The sequence below is a fragment of the Cupriavidus sp. F041 genome (assembly GCF_057814235.1).
The window spans coordinates 98,540-113,330 of record NZ_JBVASY010000003.1 but is presented as its reverse complement, the minus strand read 5'-3'; the positions used below and the strand labels follow the sequence as shown (position 1 = coordinate 113,330).

Genomic DNA, 14,791 nt, shown 5'->3' with positions numbered 1-14,791 from the left:
AATCGAGTAAGAAAACGGAGACAAACATGGATTTCAAACTTACCCCCGAGCAAGCTGAGTTCGAGCACGCCGTCACGCGCTTCGCCGAGAAGGAATTGCGCGCCGGCTCGGTCGCCCGCGCCCATACCGACGACTACCCCTGGGATGTCGCCCGCAAGATGAGCGAGCAAGGCCTGCTGGGCATCACCGTGGCCGAGGCTGACGGCGGCCAGGGCGGCAGCCTGATGGATGCCATCATCGCGATCCAGGCCGTGGCCTCGGTCTGCCCGCGCAGCGCCGATGTGATCCAGGCCGGCAACTTTGGCGCCATCCGGGTGCTGGCCGAGTATGGCTCGTCGGCGCAAAAGGACAAATGGCTACGCCGCCTGCTGGCTGGTGAAGCCTTGATCTCGGTCGGCATGACAGAGCCCGAGGCCGGCTCCGCCGTCACCGAGCTACGCACCACGGCCACGCCCGATGGCGACGACTACCTCATCAACGGCACCAAGGTCTTCACGACCCATGGCCCGCACGCCGACGTGATCCTGGCCTACGTGCGCTTTGGCCCGGGCGTCAACGGCATCGGTTCCGTGCTGATCGATACCAGGCTGCCGGGTGTGCGCATCGGCCAGCGCTCGCGCTTCATGTCGGGCGAGGAATGGGCGCAGATCTATTTCGAGGATGTCCGCATTTCGGCGTCCGATGTGCTGCTGGGCGAGGGCGGCTTCAAGAAGCAGATTGCCGGTTTCAATGTCGAGCGCATGGGCAATACAGCGCGCTCGCTGGCGCTGGGACGCTATGCCTACCAAGTAGCCCGCGACTGGGCCATGCAGCGCAAGCAATTTGGCAGGCTACTGTGCGAGTTCCAGGGCCTGCAATGGAAGTTCGCCGAGATGAAGATCAAGCTCGATGCCGGGCAATTGCTGCTGTACCGGGCCGCGGCCAACGCGGACAGCGGCTTTCCTTCCGCCGAGGAAACCGCGATTGCCAAGGCGTTCTGCAACCAGGCGGGCTTCGACGTTGCCAATGAGTCGCTACAGGTCATGGGCGGCATGGGCTACAGCCAGGAGGCGCTGGTGGAGTACTGCCTGCGCCGCTGCCGGGGCTGGATGATCGCCGGCGGCTCCATCGAGATCCTGAAGAACCGCATCGCCGAATCGGTATTCGAGCGGACCTTCGCGCAGCGCCCGGAAAAACAGCAGGCGGGTTGATCAAGAACGCATCCCAGGTGTGGGCGCATTATGTTTTGTACAACGGAAAGCCGGACGCGCAGCTTGCCCGGGCCGGCAGCCTGCAAACGGGGCTGCCGAAGCCTACCGGCGAGCCATCGGAATCGAAGCCGATCCGGCGGTGCGCCGCTTCCTGCAGGCCGAACTCGCCCAGATCTAAGATGCGGCCGTGGTCCCGGTGATGTCGCGGCTACCGCTTGCGCACTTCTCCTTCACCGTGCCGTGATCGGCAGCTACTTCCATTAGGCGCCAACCTCAAAAAAAGCCAAGAACTTGCGCATGATGGGCGACAACGCGCCCGCGCGATGCGCTACCAGCACCCGGCTGGCCGCGTCGGGGCCGGCCAGCCGGCGGTACGCCACGCCCGGAATGCCGGTGCGTGAGTAAATCTCCGGCAGCACTGAGACCCCGGCACCGCTCGCCACCAAACCGATGATGGTCGTGGCCTCGCGCGCTTCCTGGCCGATGCGCGGCGCAAAGCCCGCGCGGTTGCACAGCGTGGTGACATGATCGAACAGCCCGCACCCCAGCCCTCGCGGGAACAGCAGAAAGGGTTGGGCGGACAGCGCGCCGATGTCGAGTCCACTGTCATCGTCCGCTATCGCCAGCGCATGCGAGGCCGGCAACACGGCGACCAGGCGGTCGGCCAGCACCTCGTGCACGGTAATGCTGGCGGGCGGGTAGAACTGGGGCGAAGGGCGCAGGAAGCCAATCTCGATCTCTCCCTTCTCCAGCCCCTGCAACTGCTGCCCGGTGGACATATGCACCAGTTCCAGCATGGCGCGTGGGTGGCCAAGGCGGAACTGCTGCACGGCGCGCGGGAAAACATTCTGCATGGGCACAGAGGCGGTGAAGGCCACCCGGATCTCGCCCGCCTCACCGGCGGCAACCTGCTTGACCACCTCGCGGGCCTGCTCCAAGTTGCCCAGCGCCGCCTTTGCCTTGTCGAGGAACAGCGTGCCCGCCGGCGTCAGCGCCACATGGTGGCGGGAGCGGTCGAGCAAGGGGCTGCCAAGTTCGTCTTCCAGTGCCTTGATCTGGGTGCTCAGCGGTGGCTGGCTGATATGGAGCTTGCGCGCGGCCTCGCTGAAGCTCAGCGCTTCGGCCACGGCGACGAAATAGCGGAGTTGGCGAAAGTCCATCGGTTATATCGAAGTGCAATAACAAGCGGTTTGAAAACATATTAGACAGTATCACGACGGTTGGCCAAAATGCACGCAAACGAATGAAACCGGACCACAGGAGACAAGAATGCTGCGCCGACCTTACCTAGCCGGCTTGCTGGCCGCCGCGCTGTCGCTGGGCGCTGCCGCCACCGGCGCCGAGACCTACCCCGCCAAGCCCATCCGGCTGGTCGTGCCCTACGCGGCGGGCGGCGCTGTCGACATCGTGGCGCGTTCGGTTGGCCAGAAGATGAGCGTGCTGCTCAAGCAGCCCATCATTGTCGACAACCGCCCGGGCGCCAGCACCAATATCGGCATGGACGCGGTGTCCAAGGCCGCGCCGGATGGCTACACCATCATGATGGCCTCCAACAGCCTGGCCACCAATGCCGCGCTGTTTGCCAAGCTGCCGTTCGACCCGACCCGCGATTTCACGCCGGTGGCGCGTATTGGCCAGGCCTCGCTGGTGCTGGTGGTGCCGGCCAAATCCAGTGTGACCTCGCTCAAGGACCTGGTCTCCCAGGCGCAGGCGCAGCCCGGCAAGCTCAGCTATGCCTCGGCCGGCAACGGCAGCTCCGGCCATCTCGCCGGCGAGTTGTTCAAGGAAGCGGCGCACATCGACGTGTTGCATGTGCCTTACAAGGGCGGCGCGCCAGCCATCACCGACCTGCTGGGCGAGCGCATCACGTTCATGCCGATCAACCCGCTCGAAGTCATCACGCATATCCGCGCCGGCACCCTGCGCGCCATCGCGGTGGCGAGCGACCAGCGTGCGCCGCTGCTGCCGGGTGTGCCAACCTCGCGCGAGCAAGGCCTGCCGGGCTTCACCGCTTCTGTCTGGTGGGGACTGGTGGCGCCGGCCAAGACGCCGCCCGCTGTCGTGCGTGAACTCAACACCGCTGCCAATACGGCGCTGGCCGACCCGGACGTGCGCAAGCAGCTCATGCAACTGGGTGTCACCATCCTGCCCGGCACCCCGGAAGCCTTCGGCCAGTTTGTGCGCAACGAAATCTCAACCTGGAACGGCGTGATCCGCAAGGCGGGGATCACGGCCGACTGAAGCCTTCCACGCGACCCAACGGAAATCCCCATGTCAGACATCCACGCCCAAGCGCAATCCCCGGCTCCGGCCGACGCGCAAGCCGACGCAAAGCGTCCCTCTATCCTGGTGGTCAGCGCGCATGCCGCCGACTTCGTCTGGCGCGCCGGCGGCGCCATCGCGCTGTATGCCGAGCGCGGCTACCACGTCAAGATCGTCTGCCTGTCCTTTGGCGAACGCGGCGAGTCCGCCAAGATGTGGCGCCAGCCGGGTATGACCATGGAGCGCGTCAAGGCCGCGCGGCTTGAAGAAGCGCAGCAGGCCGCCGACATCCTCGGCGCCACACTGGAGTGCTTCGACCTCGGCGATTACCCCCTGCGCGTGACCGACGCGGCGTTGCTGCGCCTTGCCGACCTCTACCGCGAACTGCGGCCGGAGCTGGTGTTGAGCCATTCGCGCGAGGACATCTATAACTTCGACCATCCTCTCGCCACCCACGTGGCGCAGGAAGCGCGCGTCATCGCCCAGGCGCATGGCTACAAGCCTGAAGTGCCGGTGATCGGCGCGCCGCCGGTATTCCTGTTCGAGCCGCACCAGCCCGAGCAGTGCAACTGGAAACCCGATTTGCTGCTCGACATTTCTTCCGTTTGGGAGAAGAAGCAGCGCGCTTTCGCCACCATGGCGGCGCAGGAGCACCTGTGGGAGTACTACACGCGGGTGGCGCTGCAGCGCGGCGCCCAGGCCACGCGCAATTCCGATCGCAAGGTGAAGTACGGCGAGGGCTATGCACGCGTGTTCCCGCAAGTATCGGAGAGCCTGGCATGAGGACCGTCGCCTATCGCAATTTTCTGCGCGCCGCTGCCGCGGACATCGAGGTGCTGGGTGCCGCAGGCGTGGCCACTGTGCATGAGGCGCAGCGCCGCACGGGACTGATGAAGCCCTATCTGCGGCCGATACAGTCCAGCGTAGCCATTGCCGGCAGCGCCGTGACGGTGCTGATGCACCCGGGTGACAACTGGATGATCCACGTCGCGGTGGAGATGGTGCAGCCCGGGGACGTGCTGGTGGTGGCGCTGGTCAGCGACTGCACCGATGGCCTGTTCGGCGATCTGCTGGCGACCTCGCTCAAGGCGCGGGGCGCGCGTGGCCTGGTCATCGACGGCGGCGTGCGCGACGTGGCCACGCTCAATGCCATGGGCTTCCCGGTCTGGTCGCGGGCGGTTTCCGCCCAGGGCGCGGTCAAGGAGACCGTCGGCGCGGTTAATGTCCCGGTGATCTGCGCCGGCGCCAACGTGCGGCCCGGCGACGTGATCGTGGCCGACGACGACGGCGTGGTGGTGGTGCCGCGACCCCTGGCCGCCGAGACCGCACGCCGCGCCGCCGAGCGCGAGGCCATGGAAGCGGGCAAGCGGGCCACGCTGGCCTCCGGCGTGCTCGGCCTGGACATGTACAAGATGCGCGAGGCGCTGGCGGCCAAGGGTCTGACCTACTCGGATGAGACCGTGGACTGGTATAGCGGTTTCGACGAGGCGTGAGCCCGACGTCGCTCGGCGCGGCCGCATCTGGTATAAGCGACGCAGACAAGCATCCAGGCATCGGGAAGGAGCCAGATGGAACTGCGCCAGCTTCAGTACTTTGTCCGGGTGGTGGAACTCGGCAGCATGAGCCGCGCTGCGCTCGATCTCGATATGGTGCAGTCTGCCATGAGTCAGCAGATCAGCCGGCTGGAGAGCGAACTCTCGACCCGGTTGCTGCTCCGGACCACGCGCGGTGTCGCGCCCACCGAAGCCGGCCTGGCCTTCTTTCGCGAAGCCCAGCTGGCGCTGCGCCATGCGGAGCAGGCCAAGCGCGCCGCCCACCACGCACGGCTGTCCGGCACGGTCAGCGTCGGCCTGGCACCCACCACCGCGTCGGTGATCGGCGTGCCGCTGATGCGCGCCATGCGCGAGCGCTATCCGGATGTGCGCCTGCATATGGTGGAGAGTCTGTCCGGCCACCTCAGTGCCATGCTCAATGCCCGCCAGCTTGACCTCGCCGTCCTGTTCGATACCCATGTGGCGCGGCGGTGGAGCGTGATGCCGCTGCTGGAAGAAACCCTGTTCCTGATCCGCTCGCGCAAGGTGCTGCCTCCCGGCGTCGATGCCGATGCGCCCGCGCGGCTGCGCATGGCGCAGTTGCAGGACGTGCCGCTGATCATGCCCACCGGCCTGCACGGCCTGCGCAGCACCCTCGATGCGGCCTTCTCCCGCGTGAAGATCGTGCCGCAGGTGGTGCAGGAGGTGGATTCTCTCGCCATGCTGATGGACGCGGTCGACCTTGGCTTCGGTGGCACCCTGCAGCCCTGGGCCGCGGTGGGGCGCTATGCCGATGCCCGGCAGCGCTTCCACCTGGCCGAGATCGCCGATCCCAAGGTGCGGCGCCAGAACGTGCTGTGCAGCCTCTCTGACGATGAGCTGTCGCCCGCCGCGCTGGCCTCGCGCGTGGTGCTGGCCGATTGCGCCCGCGAGCTGGTGCGCTCGGGCGCCTGGCGGGGCGCGCGGCTGCTGGGGCCGGAGGGCTGAGACGCGGCGGGGCAGGGCCGGGGTATCACGATTCGTGATGCCCCCATGCGATAAGAGGACTTAGCAGCGCGCCGGCGGGCCGCTACATTGCGGGCATCCCCACCGGAACCCCTATCGTGCTTTCCAATATTCGAATCCGGGAGCAGTCCCCGCCAACTTCCTTCAGTCTTGCCGGAGGCATTCGCCCATGATCGATGTCCTGGTCATTGGCGGTGGCAACGCTGCCCTGTGCGCCGCGCTGATGGCGCGCGAAGCGGGCGCCAGCGTGCTGTTGCTCGAGGCGGCCCCGCGCGAATGGCGCGGCGGCAACTCCCAGCACACCCGCAACCTGCGCTGCATGCACAATGCGCCCCAAGACGTGCTGATCGATGCCTATCCCGAAGAGGAGTACTGGCAGGATCTGCTCAAGGTCACCGGCGGCCTCACCGACGAGCGCCTTGCCCGGCTGGCGATCCGCGCCTCCTCCACCTGCCGCGACTGGATGCGCAGCCACGGCGTGCATTTCCAGCCGCCGCTGTCGGGCGCGCTGCATGTGGCGCGCACCAATGCCTTCTTCATGGGCGGAGGCAAGGCGCTGGTCAATGCGTACTTCCGCAGTGCCGAGGCGCTTGGCGTGCAGGTGCGCTACAACGCGGCGGTGGACGCCATCGAACTGGACGGCGGCCGCTTCGTCGCCGCCCGCATTGGCAGCGAGCGCATCGAGGCGCGCAGCTGCGTGCTGGCCGCCGGCGGCTTCGAGTCCAACCGCGAGTGGCTGCGCGAGGCCTGGGGCCAGAACGCCGACGGCGACTGGCCGGCCGACAACTTCCTGATCCGCGGCACGCGTTTCAATATGGGCGTGCTGCTGAAGCACATGATCGCGGCCGGCGCCGACGCCATCGGCGATCCGTCGCAATCGCACTGCGTGGCCATCGACGCGCGCGCGCCGTTGTACGACGGCGGCATCTGCACCAGGGTGGACTGCGTCTCGCTGGGCGTGATGCTCAACCGTAACGCCGAACGCTTCTACGACGAGGGCGAGGATTTCTGGCCGAAGCGCTACGCCATCTGGGGGCGGCTGGTGGCGCAGCAGCCGGGGCAGATCGGCTATTCGATCATCGACGCCAAGGCCGTGGGCCGTTTCATGCCACCGGTGTTCCCGGGCGCGCGCGCCAATACGCTGCCGGAACTGGCGCGCCAGCTCGGGCTGGACGAGGCCACCTTCGTGCGCACCATCGAGGCGTACAACGCGGCCTGCCGCGTCGGCACCTTCGACCACACGGTGCTGGACGACTGCCACACCGAGGGCATCGCACCGGCCAAGACCCACTGGGCGCGGCCCATCGATACCGCGCCGTTCTTCGGCTATGCGCTGCGTCCCGGCATCACCTTCACCTACCTCGGGCTCAGGGTGAACGAGCACGCCGCCGTGCACTTCGGCGGCAAGCCCAGCGCCAACCTGTTCGTGGCCGGCGAGATGATGGCTGGCAACGTGCTCGGCAAGGGCTATACGGCAGGCGTCGGCATGGCCATCGGCACCGCCTTCGGCCGCATCGCCGGCACCCAGGCCGCAGCAGCCGCTCTCGGGCGGCCCGCTCAGAACGCACTACAGGAAGAGCAGCATGCAACATCTTGAAGCGCTGACGCGCGAAGCGGCGGCGCTGGCCCAGGGCGTGCTGCCGCTCACCGGGGACGAGGCCGAGGTTGGCCGCGTCATGCAGATCTGCAATGCCTGCCGCTATTGCGAAGGCTTCTGCGCCGTGTTTCCGGCCATGACGCGCCGGCTGGAATTCGGCAAGGCCGACATCCATTACCTGTCCAACCTGTGCCACAACTGCGGCGCCTGCTACCACGCGTGCCAGTACGCGCCACCGCACGAGTTCGCGGTCAATGTGCCGCAGGCCATGGCCAGGGTGCGTGCGCAGACGTATTCCGACTACGCCTGGCCCGCCGCCTTCGGTGGCCTGTACCGCCGCGCCGGCCTGGCCACTGCGCTGGCGCTGGCGGCCGGGCTGGCGCTGTTCCTGGTGATGGTGCTGGCGATGCGCGGCAGCCTGCTGCACGCGCCGCTGGCCGGCAACTTCTATGCCATCTTCCCGCACAACCTGCTCGCGGCGATGTTCGGCGTGGTGTTCGCCTTCGCCGTGGCGGCGCTGGGCGTGGGGGTGGCGCGCTTCTGGCGCAAGGTGTCGCCCGGCGAGGTCGAGGGCGAGAAACGCGGTCCGGCCATCGGCGGCGCGGCGCACGACGCGCTGCGGCTGCGCTACCTCGATGGCGGCCACGGGCAGGGCTGCAACAACGCGGACGACGCGTTCACCCTGTGGCGCAGGCGCTTCCACCATTTCACCTTCTATGGCTTCATGCTGTGCTTTGCCGCCACGGCGGCGGCCACGCTGTACCACTACCTGCTGGACCTGCACGCGCCGTATGCGCCGGGCAGCTTGCCGGTGCTGCTCGGCACGGCAGGCGGTATCGGCCTGCTGGTTGGTCCCGCCGGTTTGCTCTGGCTCAACCTGAGGCGCGATCCGCGCACAGGCGACGCGGCCCAGAAGCCGATGGACCGGGGCTTTATCGCGCTGCTGTTTTTCACCAGCCTGACCGGTCTGGCGCTGCTGGCGTGGCGCGATACATCGGCCATGGCGTTGCTGCTGGCAGTGCACCTGGGCGTGGTGATGGCACTGTTCCTGACCCTGCCTTACGGCAAGTTCGCGCACGGCATCTATCGCAGCGCGGCGCTGCTGAAATGGAATATCGAAAAACGCCGGCCGGGCAACCTGTCGCTCGGTTCGGACTGAATACCCAAGTACCCAAGGAGATCCCATCATGACAAAACCCGGAGTGCTCAGCATTTCCTCGATGCGTGACCAGTGCAGCGAAGCCGAATGGCAGGCGCGCGTTGACCTGGCCGCCTGCTACCGGCTGGTGGAGCTGTACGGCATGGCCGACATGATGGCCAACCATATCTCGGTGCGCGTGCCCGGCGAAGAGGGCGCCTTCCTGATCAACGCCTACGGCATGATGTACGAGGAGATCACCGCCTCCAGCCTGATCAAGGTGGACCATGCCGGCAATATTCTCGCCAAGCCGGATTTCGGCGCGCTCAACTACGGCATCAACAAGGCTGGCTATGTGATCCACAGCGCCGTGCACGAGGCGCGCCCGGAGGTGGCTTGCGTGATCCACACACATAGCTGGGCCTCGATGGCGGTGTCGTCGCTGGACTGCGGGCTGCTGCCGCTCACGCAGACCGCCATGCGTTTCCTCAAGATCGGCTATCACGACTACCAGGGCGTGGTCCTCGACACCGCCGAACAGGCCTCGCTGCTCGAAGACCTCGGCAAGGGCGAGGCCCTGATCCTGCGCAACCACGGCGCGCTCACCGTGGGCAATACCATTGGCGAAGCCTTCAACTGGATGCACCGGCTGGAGCTGGCCTGCCGCGCGCAGATCGGCGCGATGTCGTGTAACACGCCGCTGCGCGAGGTGGGTGCCGACGTGCTGCAGGAAACCTGGAACAACTACCAGCCCGGGACGCGCCGCCCCTACGGTGTGATGGAGTGGCCGGCGCTGCTGCGCAAGCTGGACCGGCTGGATCCGAGCTTCCGCGACTGAAGCCAGGCTCCGGTGCCCCGCAGCGGCAAGATATAGAAATAAAAGACGGACGGAGAGACAAGATGAACAGAAGACACATGCTGGCGCAGGTACTGGCGCTGGGCGTTGCCCCGTGGGTAGCAGCCGCCCGTGCCCAGGCGATGCCGAACAAGCCGGTGACCCTGGTAGTGCCGTTCGCCCCCGGCGGCAATCTCGACGTGGTGGCGCGCGCGCTGGCGCCGGCCATGGAACAGGCGCTGGGGCGCAATGTGATCGTCGACAACCGGCCAGGGGCGGGCGGCGTGCTAGGCGCGTCCGCGGTATCCCGCGCCGAGGCCGACGGCAGCATGCTGCTGGTGACGACGCCGAACGCCATCGTGGTATTGCCGCGCATGACCCGTACCGCCTTCAGCCTGGCGAGCTTCCAGCCGGTCGGGCTGGTGTCCACCACCACACTGGTGATCGTGGTCAAGGGCAGCGACAAACGCTTCGCGGATGTCAAGGCGCTGCTGGCCTATGCACGGGCCAACCCCGGCAAGGTTGCCGCTGGCCATGCTGGGCCCGGCACCACCAACCACGTGGCCACGCTGCAGCTGGAAGACGCTGCCGGCATCAAGCTCAACGAAGTGCCGTACAAGGGGTCGGCCCCCGCGCTGATGGACCTGATGGGCGGGCAGATCGATATGGTGGTGGACCAGCTCACCAGTTCCGCGCCGCATATCCAGGCCGGTGCACTGCGCGTGCTGGCGGTGATGTCGCGCGAGCGGGACGCCACCCTGCCTACCGTGTCGACCTTGCGCGAGGCCGGCCTGGTGAATTTCGAAGCCACTACCGCAACCGGCTTGCTGGCGCCGGCGGGGACGCCGGCTGCAGCCATCGAGACGCTCAGCAAGGCGCTGCGCAAGGCACTGGCCGAGGACAGCGTCAAGAGCCGGCTGCTGAACGTCGGCAGCGTTGCGCGCAGCTCGAGCCCCCAGGAGCTGCTGCAAACACTGCAGCGCGAGGATGTGCGTGCGCAGGCGCTGGCCGCTTCCGGGCGGCTGAAAGCCGACTAAGCCGTATCTCGCCCCCAAAAACCGCCACCATCATGACCCGACCCTGCCTGCCTCCGCTGGACCATTTCACTGCGCCTGCCTTCCGTGCCCCTGCCGGCGCCTGCGACAGCCACGCCCATGTGTTCGGGCCTTACCAGCGCTTTCCGCTGGCCGCCGAGCGCAGCTATACACCCGCCGAGCACCCGGCCGAGGCATTCATCGCTCACCTGGAGCAGCTCGGTCTTGCGCGCGGCGTGCTGGTCACCGCCAGCGCCTGCGGCACCGACAACGGCTCCGTGCTGGAGGCACTGCGGCGCTACCCGGACCGCCTGCGCGGCATCGCCGTGCCGGCGCCCGATACCAGCGATGCCGAACTGGACGACTGGCACGCGGCCGGCGTGCGTGGCATCCGCATTAACCTGTACCAGGTGGAAGGCCACGCGGTGTACCGCAACGGCGTGGGGCTTGAGGTGCTGGAAGCGCTCGCGCCGCGCCTGGCCGAGCGCGGCTGGCACGCGCAGATCTGGATCCACGCGCCGGACCTGCCGGCGCTTGCCCCGCGCCTGCGCGCGCTAGGCGTGCCGCTGGTGATCGACCACATGGGCCGCATGTCCACTGCGCGCGGCGTGGCCGATCCAGGCTTCCAGTCGCTGTGCGCGCTGCTGGCCGAGGGTGCGGCGTGGACCAAGATATCAGGGGCCGATCGCCTGAGCGCGGCGGGTGCACCCTATGCCGATGTCGATCCATTCGCCGCCGCGCTGCTCGCGGCCAATCCAGAGCGCGTGGTGTGGGGCTCGGACTGGCCGCATATCAATTACTTCGAGGCGCGCCAGGTGCCCGACGACGGCATGCTGTTCAACCTGCTGGCGCGGTGGCTACCGGATGCCGAGGTGCGCCAGCGCGTGCTGGTGAGCAACCCGGCGTGCCTGTACGGCTTCGGCTAAGCGCGCGCTTAGCCCCCAGGCCCTTCACACCCGGCGGTGCCGGCTTCGGCGGCGCCGGTCATGCAGAACACACGGCGGACGCGGTGCGTCCCGACGCCGGCCGTCCATAGGAGACACCATGCATTGTTTTGCCCCAACCATTTCCACGACCCTCGCATCGCGGTCCGCCGCGCGGCGGGCACGCGCGGCGCTGACCGCCTTCGCTGGCTTGCTGACGTGCGTCGGGGCCGTCAACGCCCACTCCGCCGGCAATGACTACCCCGCCAAACCGGTGCGCGTGGTGGTGGCGTTCACCGCCGGCGGCACCACCGATATCCTGGCGCGCAGCGTCAGCCAGGTGCTGGCCCAGCGCTTCAAGCAATCGTTTGTGGTCGACAACCGTCCGGGCGCCGGCGGCAATATCGGCACCGAGGCCGTGGTGCGCGCGCCGGCCGATGGCTACACGCTGCTGGTCACCTCGGTTGGCCCGATCTCGATCAACCAGACGCTCTACAAGCGCCTGAACTACGATCCGCTCACCGACCTGGTGCCGGTGGTGCAGATTGCCGACGTGCCGAACGTGCTGGTGGTGCATCCCTCACTGCCGGCCAGGAGTTTCGAGGAGTTCGTCGCCTACGTCAAGGCCAATCCCGGCAAACTCAACTACAGTTCCACCGGCGTGGGTACGTCGTCGCAGCTCTCCAGCTTCATGCTGACGCAGCGTATCGGGACCGAGGCTACCCATATCCCATTCAAGGGCGCCGATGCACTCAACGATCTGCTGTCCGGTCGGGTACAGTTCATGTTTGCTACGATCCCGTCGGTCATCGCCCATATCAAGGTCGGCAAGCTGCGCGCACTGGCGGTGAGCAGTGCGCGCCGTTCGCAGTCGCTGCCGGATGTGCCCACCGTGGCGGAAAAAGGCTTCCCCGGCTTCGAAGCCGGCTCCTGGTTCGGCGTGTTCGCGCCCAAGGGCACGCCCAAGCCTGTGATCGCCAAGCTGAACCAGGCAATCAACGAGGCCCTGCCTTCGCTGCAGGCGCAGATGGTGCGGGAAGGGGCCGACCCCGTGGGTGGCTCGCCGGAGCAATTCGGCAAGTTCACGCACAAGGAATACGCGAAATGGAAAGTGGTGGTGCGCGATTCGGGTGCTTCCCTGGAATAAGCATGAACATGAATACTAGTAACCCTGCAGCCGCGCAACCCTTGCGGATCCTGCTGTCGGAGGCGGCCTTGCAGCAATATGGCGAGGATATCGGCGCTGCGCTTGGTGGAGCAGTTTTCGTGCCGGTGGTAGCGCGTTCCGGGCAAGGCGAAGCCGTGTCGTCCGAACTGGATGCCGATATCGCCTTTGTCTCGCGCGACGTCACTGGCCTGTCCACCAAGCATGAAATCCTGCCTGCTACCCGGCGCTTCTATGACGCCATGCTGGCAAGCCTCAGGCTGCGCTGGGTGCATACCCATTCGGCCGGCGCGGACCGCGCGGTCTTTGGCGTGTTGCGCGCGCGCGGCGTGACGGTGACGACTTCGTCGGGCGCCAACGCGGGCGTGGTGGCGCAGACCGCGCTGGCCGGGCTGCTGGCGCTGGCGCGGCATTTCCCGCAGATGCTGGCCGCGCAGCGTGATAGCGTGTGGGCCCCCCTGATCGGCTCGGGCCTGCCACGCGACTTAGCCGGGCAGACCGCCACCATCGTCGGCTGGGGCCCGATAGGCCAACTGCTCGGCAGGCTGCTGCTGACGCTGGGGATGAAGGTGATCGTGGTACGGCAGAGCGCCGTGCCGGCCGGCCCTGGCTACGAAACGGTGGCATTCGATGCGGTGCGCAGCGTGTTGCTGCGTACAGACTGGCTATTGCTGGCGTGTCCGCTGACGCCGCAAACGCGCGGGCTGGTGGATGCCGCCGCGCTAGCGTTGCTGCCTGTGGGTGCCAGGCTGGTCAACGTGGCGCGCGGCGAGGTGGTGGACGAGTCCGCGCTGATCGAGGCGCTGCGAGCCGGACGCCTCGCTGGCGCCTATCTGGATGTGTTCGCGCACGAGCCGCTGCCGGCGGATTCGCCGCTGTGGACGCTGCCCAACGTCATTGCCACGCCGCATAGCGCAGGCTTCTCGGATGGGAATGCCGCGCGTGTGGCGGGCATCTTTCTGGACAACTTGAGGCGCTGGCAGGCGGGCGAGGGTTTACGCAACCTGGTTGCCTGAGCTGGCAGGCTGGCTACAGGGCAGGCATTTGGAAGCGCGACACGCCTCGCGCGGGAGTGGCCAAAAGGAGGAGGGGAATCCGTCAGTAAAGAGAGTATTGTCTACTGACACTATCGGAGAGCCTCCATGTGCATCTCGATCCGGGCCTGCATTGAAGGGGAGGGAGCGCAGCCCTCCAAGAGGATCACGGTCGGCGTGATCGAGCGCAAGGCCGATTTTGCATCCGGCTCTGGCCTGGGCTTGTTCATCCGCGAGACGCATGCACTGCTGCAACAGCTTCAGACAGTGGTCTTGAACGAGCAGGTCTCCCAGTTCATTGGCGCTGCAGCTCGCTCTTGAGCGTGCGATGCGCTGGATGCGCTTCGTTGGCGCACGAACCCCGCGCCGGTGGCACGGCACGCCCGTCACAGATCAGTTGGGCTTCGGCGCAGTCGCGTGTAGGGATAACGCTCGCGCCGCACGATGGGCTTGCAGCTGCTGCGCCCGGCTCGCATCCGCCAGTGCAACGTGTCCCGCCTCCTGCCCTGCCAGATCCGCGCGCGGGGCACCTTCTATCAGACAGGTCCAGTAGCGAGTGCCGCTGCACCAGGTCCGGATCGCGTCGCGCAATACCGGCTCCGTCAGGCCAAGTTCCTGCGCGTGCTGGACGAGGTCCTCAAAGATCTCGTCGCCGGGCGAGCGACGTTCACCGACAGTCCGCCAAAGTTCTATGCCTATGTGCACCGGGAAGTCACCTCGGCTGCAGCGCGACTCGACCAGTTCCTCAGTCGAAACGGTGTGGCGACCGATGAACGCGTGACCGTGATCAGCGACGACGCCGGTGAATTTGAGAAGACCGTCCAGGGCAGTCAGCTTGCTCGCGGCAGGATTCTCGATTGGTTCCACATCGCCATGAAGTTCAACGCGGCGCAGCGTTCCGTGTTCGGCAGCAAGATGATCGACTCACTGGAACGAGAGTCGATGGAGACCGAAATCACTCACGCCAAGTGGCTGGTCTGGCATGGCAAGGGCCCGCAAAGCGTTGGAGCGCATCAAGGCATTGGACGCTCGACTGCTGACGAGGACGGGGTATGAATTCAGCACGCTGTGGTGGA

Annotated in this window: 16 protein-coding genes; 14 read left to right on the top strand and 2 right to left on the bottom strand. The window is 66.9% G+C overall.

The features are described from left to right. The first annotated feature begins 26 nt into the window (after nt 1-26). Nucleotides 27-1,190: an acyl-CoA dehydrogenase family protein gene (locus ACZY0R_RS39155; RefSeq protein ID WP_488866668.1), complete on the top strand. Its 1,164-nt coding sequence runs from the start codon at nt 27-29 to the stop codon at nt 1,188-1,190. Nucleotides 1,191-1,450: 260 nt separating this feature from the next. Here the strand turns inward: ACZY0R_RS39155 and ACZY0R_RS39150 are convergent, their stop codons facing one another. After that, nucleotides 1,451-2,350, bottom strand: a complete 900-nt coding sequence (locus ACZY0R_RS39150; RefSeq protein WP_477123443.1) for a LysR family transcriptional regulator — start codon at nt 2,348-2,350, stop codon at nt 1,451-1,453. A gap of 109 nt (nt 2,351-2,459) precedes the next feature. Here ACZY0R_RS39150 and ACZY0R_RS39145 point away from each other — a divergent pair, with 109 nt between their 5' ends. From ACZY0R_RS39145 to ACZY0R_RS39090, 12 genes are all read left to right on the top strand, one after another. Continuing rightward, nucleotides 2,460-3,431, top strand: coding sequence for a tripartite tricarboxylate transporter substrate binding protein (locus tag ACZY0R_RS39145; protein ID WP_488866666.1), 972 nt, complete (start codon nt 2,460-2,462; stop codon nt 3,429-3,431). 30 nt (nt 3,432-3,461) lie between these two features. Then, a complete protein-coding gene (locus tag ACZY0R_RS39140; RefSeq protein ID WP_477102002.1) occupies nt 3,462-4,235 on the top strand; it encodes a PIG-L deacetylase family protein in 774 nt (257 codons plus the stop codon). Then, complete coding sequence (locus tag ACZY0R_RS39135; protein WP_488866664.1) at nt 4,232-4,945, top strand: 4-carboxy-4-hydroxy-2-oxoadipate aldolase/oxaloacetate decarboxylase; 714 nt, start codon at nt 4,232-4,234, stop codon at nt 4,943-4,945. Before ACZY0R_RS39140 ends, ACZY0R_RS39135 begins: the two co-directional genes overlap by 4 nt. 75 nt (nt 4,946-5,020) lie before the next feature. Continuing rightward, nucleotides 5,021-5,971: a LysR family transcriptional regulator gene (locus ACZY0R_RS39130; protein WP_488866662.1), complete on the top strand. Its 951-nt coding sequence runs from the start codon at nt 5,021-5,023 to the stop codon at nt 5,969-5,971. 187 nt (nt 5,972-6,158) lie between these two features. Further along, nucleotides 6,159-7,586, top strand: a complete 1,428-nt coding sequence (gene tcuA / locus ACZY0R_RS39125) for an FAD-dependent tricarballylate dehydrogenase TcuA (RefSeq protein ID WP_488859180.1) — start codon at nt 6,159-6,161, stop codon at nt 7,584-7,586. Continuing rightward, the gene (gene tcuB / locus ACZY0R_RS39120; RefSeq protein WP_488866660.1) at nt 7,573-8,745 is read left to right on the top strand and encodes a tricarballylate utilization 4Fe-4S protein TcuB; all 1,173 of its coding nucleotides are present in this window, start codon (nt 7,573-7,575) and stop codon (nt 8,743-8,745) included. The genes tcuA and tcuB overlap by 14 nt, the downstream gene beginning before the upstream one ends. A gap of 28 nt (nt 8,746-8,773) precedes the next feature. Then, nucleotides 8,774-9,562, top strand: coding sequence for a class II aldolase/adducin family protein (locus ACZY0R_RS39115; protein WP_488866658.1), 789 nt, complete (start codon nt 8,774-8,776; stop codon nt 9,560-9,562). Between the two features lie 62 nt (nt 9,563-9,624). Beyond that, the gene (locus ACZY0R_RS39110; protein WP_488866656.1) at nt 9,625-10,596 is read left to right on the top strand and encodes a Bug family tripartite tricarboxylate transporter substrate binding protein; all 972 of its coding nucleotides are present in this window, start codon (nt 9,625-9,627) and stop codon (nt 10,594-10,596) included. Between the two features lie 32 nt (nt 10,597-10,628). Next, the gene (locus tag ACZY0R_RS39105) at nt 10,629-11,519 is read left to right on the top strand and encodes an amidohydrolase family protein (RefSeq protein ID WP_488866654.1); all 891 of its coding nucleotides are present in this window, start codon (nt 10,629-10,631) and stop codon (nt 11,517-11,519) included. A gap of 118 nt (nt 11,520-11,637) precedes the next feature. Next, complete coding sequence (locus ACZY0R_RS39100; RefSeq protein WP_488866652.1) at nt 11,638-12,663, top strand: Bug family tripartite tricarboxylate transporter substrate binding protein; 1,026 nt, start codon at nt 11,638-11,640, stop codon at nt 12,661-12,663. A gap of 8 nt (nt 12,664-12,671) precedes the next feature. Then, nucleotides 12,672-13,697, top strand: coding sequence for a D-2-hydroxyacid dehydrogenase (locus ACZY0R_RS39095; RefSeq protein WP_488867300.1), 1,026 nt, complete (start codon nt 12,672-12,674; stop codon nt 13,695-13,697). A gap of 126 nt (nt 13,698-13,823) precedes the next feature. Next, the gene (locus ACZY0R_RS39090; RefSeq protein WP_488866650.1) at nt 13,824-14,036 is read left to right on the top strand and encodes a hypothetical protein; all 213 of its coding nucleotides are present in this window, start codon (nt 13,824-13,826) and stop codon (nt 14,034-14,036) included. Between the two features lie 72 nt (nt 14,037-14,108). Here ACZY0R_RS39090 and ACZY0R_RS39085 read toward each other — a convergent pair whose 3' ends face one another. Next, nucleotides 14,109-14,420, bottom strand: coding sequence for a ProQ/FinO family protein (locus ACZY0R_RS39085; RefSeq protein WP_488866648.1), 312 nt, complete (start codon nt 14,418-14,420; stop codon nt 14,109-14,111). Nucleotides 14,421-14,474: 54 nt separating this feature from the next. Between ACZY0R_RS39085 and ACZY0R_RS39080 the strand changes: the two genes are divergently transcribed. Beyond that, entirely contained in the window at nt 14,475-14,771 is a 297-nt protein-coding gene (locus ACZY0R_RS39080; RefSeq protein WP_488866646.1) for a hypothetical protein, read from the top strand. Nucleotides 14,772-14,791: the final 20 nt, after the last annotated feature.

Excerpts from the sequence above, each read along its gene's own strand:
- ACZY0R_RS39155 (WP_488866668.1), top strand. The coding sequence starts at position 27 with ATGGATTTCAAACTTACCCCCGAGCAAGCTGAGTTCGAGCACGCCGTC.
- ACZY0R_RS39150 (WP_477123443.1), bottom strand. The coding sequence starts at position 2,350 with ATGGACTTTCGCCAACTCCGCTATTTCGTCGCCGTGGCCGAAGCGCTG.
- ACZY0R_RS39145 (WP_488866666.1), top strand. The coding sequence starts at position 2,460 with ATGCTGCGCCGACCTTACCTAGCCGGCTTGCTGGCCGCCGCGCTGTCG.
- ACZY0R_RS39140 (WP_477102002.1), top strand. The coding sequence starts at position 3,462 with ATGTCAGACATCCACGCCCAAGCGCAATCCCCGGCTCCGGCCGACGCG.
- ACZY0R_RS39135 (WP_488866664.1), top strand. The coding sequence starts at position 4,232 with ATGAGGACCGTCGCCTATCGCAATTTTCTGCGCGCCGCTGCCGCGGAC.
- ACZY0R_RS39130 (WP_488866662.1), top strand. The coding sequence starts at position 5,021 with ATGGAACTGCGCCAGCTTCAGTACTTTGTCCGGGTGGTGGAACTCGGC.
- tcuA (WP_488859180.1), top strand. The coding sequence starts at position 6,159 with ATGATCGATGTCCTGGTCATTGGCGGTGGCAACGCTGCCCTGTGCGCC.
- tcuB (WP_488866660.1), top strand. The coding sequence starts at position 7,573 with ATGCAACATCTTGAAGCGCTGACGCGCGAAGCGGCGGCGCTGGCCCAG.
- ACZY0R_RS39115 (WP_488866658.1), top strand. The coding sequence starts at position 8,774 with ATGACAAAACCCGGAGTGCTCAGCATTTCCTCGATGCGTGACCAGTGC.
- ACZY0R_RS39110 (WP_488866656.1), top strand. The coding sequence starts at position 9,625 with ATGAACAGAAGACACATGCTGGCGCAGGTACTGGCGCTGGGCGTTGCC.
- ACZY0R_RS39105 (WP_488866654.1), top strand. The coding sequence starts at position 10,629 with ATGACCCGACCCTGCCTGCCTCCGCTGGACCATTTCACTGCGCCTGCC.
- ACZY0R_RS39100 (WP_488866652.1), top strand. The coding sequence starts at position 11,638 with ATGCATTGTTTTGCCCCAACCATTTCCACGACCCTCGCATCGCGGTCC.
- ACZY0R_RS39095 (WP_488867300.1), top strand. The coding sequence starts at position 12,672 with ATGAATACTAGTAACCCTGCAGCCGCGCAACCCTTGCGGATCCTGCTG.
- ACZY0R_RS39090 (WP_488866650.1), top strand. The coding sequence starts at position 13,824 with ATGTGCATCTCGATCCGGGCCTGCATTGAAGGGGAGGGAGCGCAGCCC.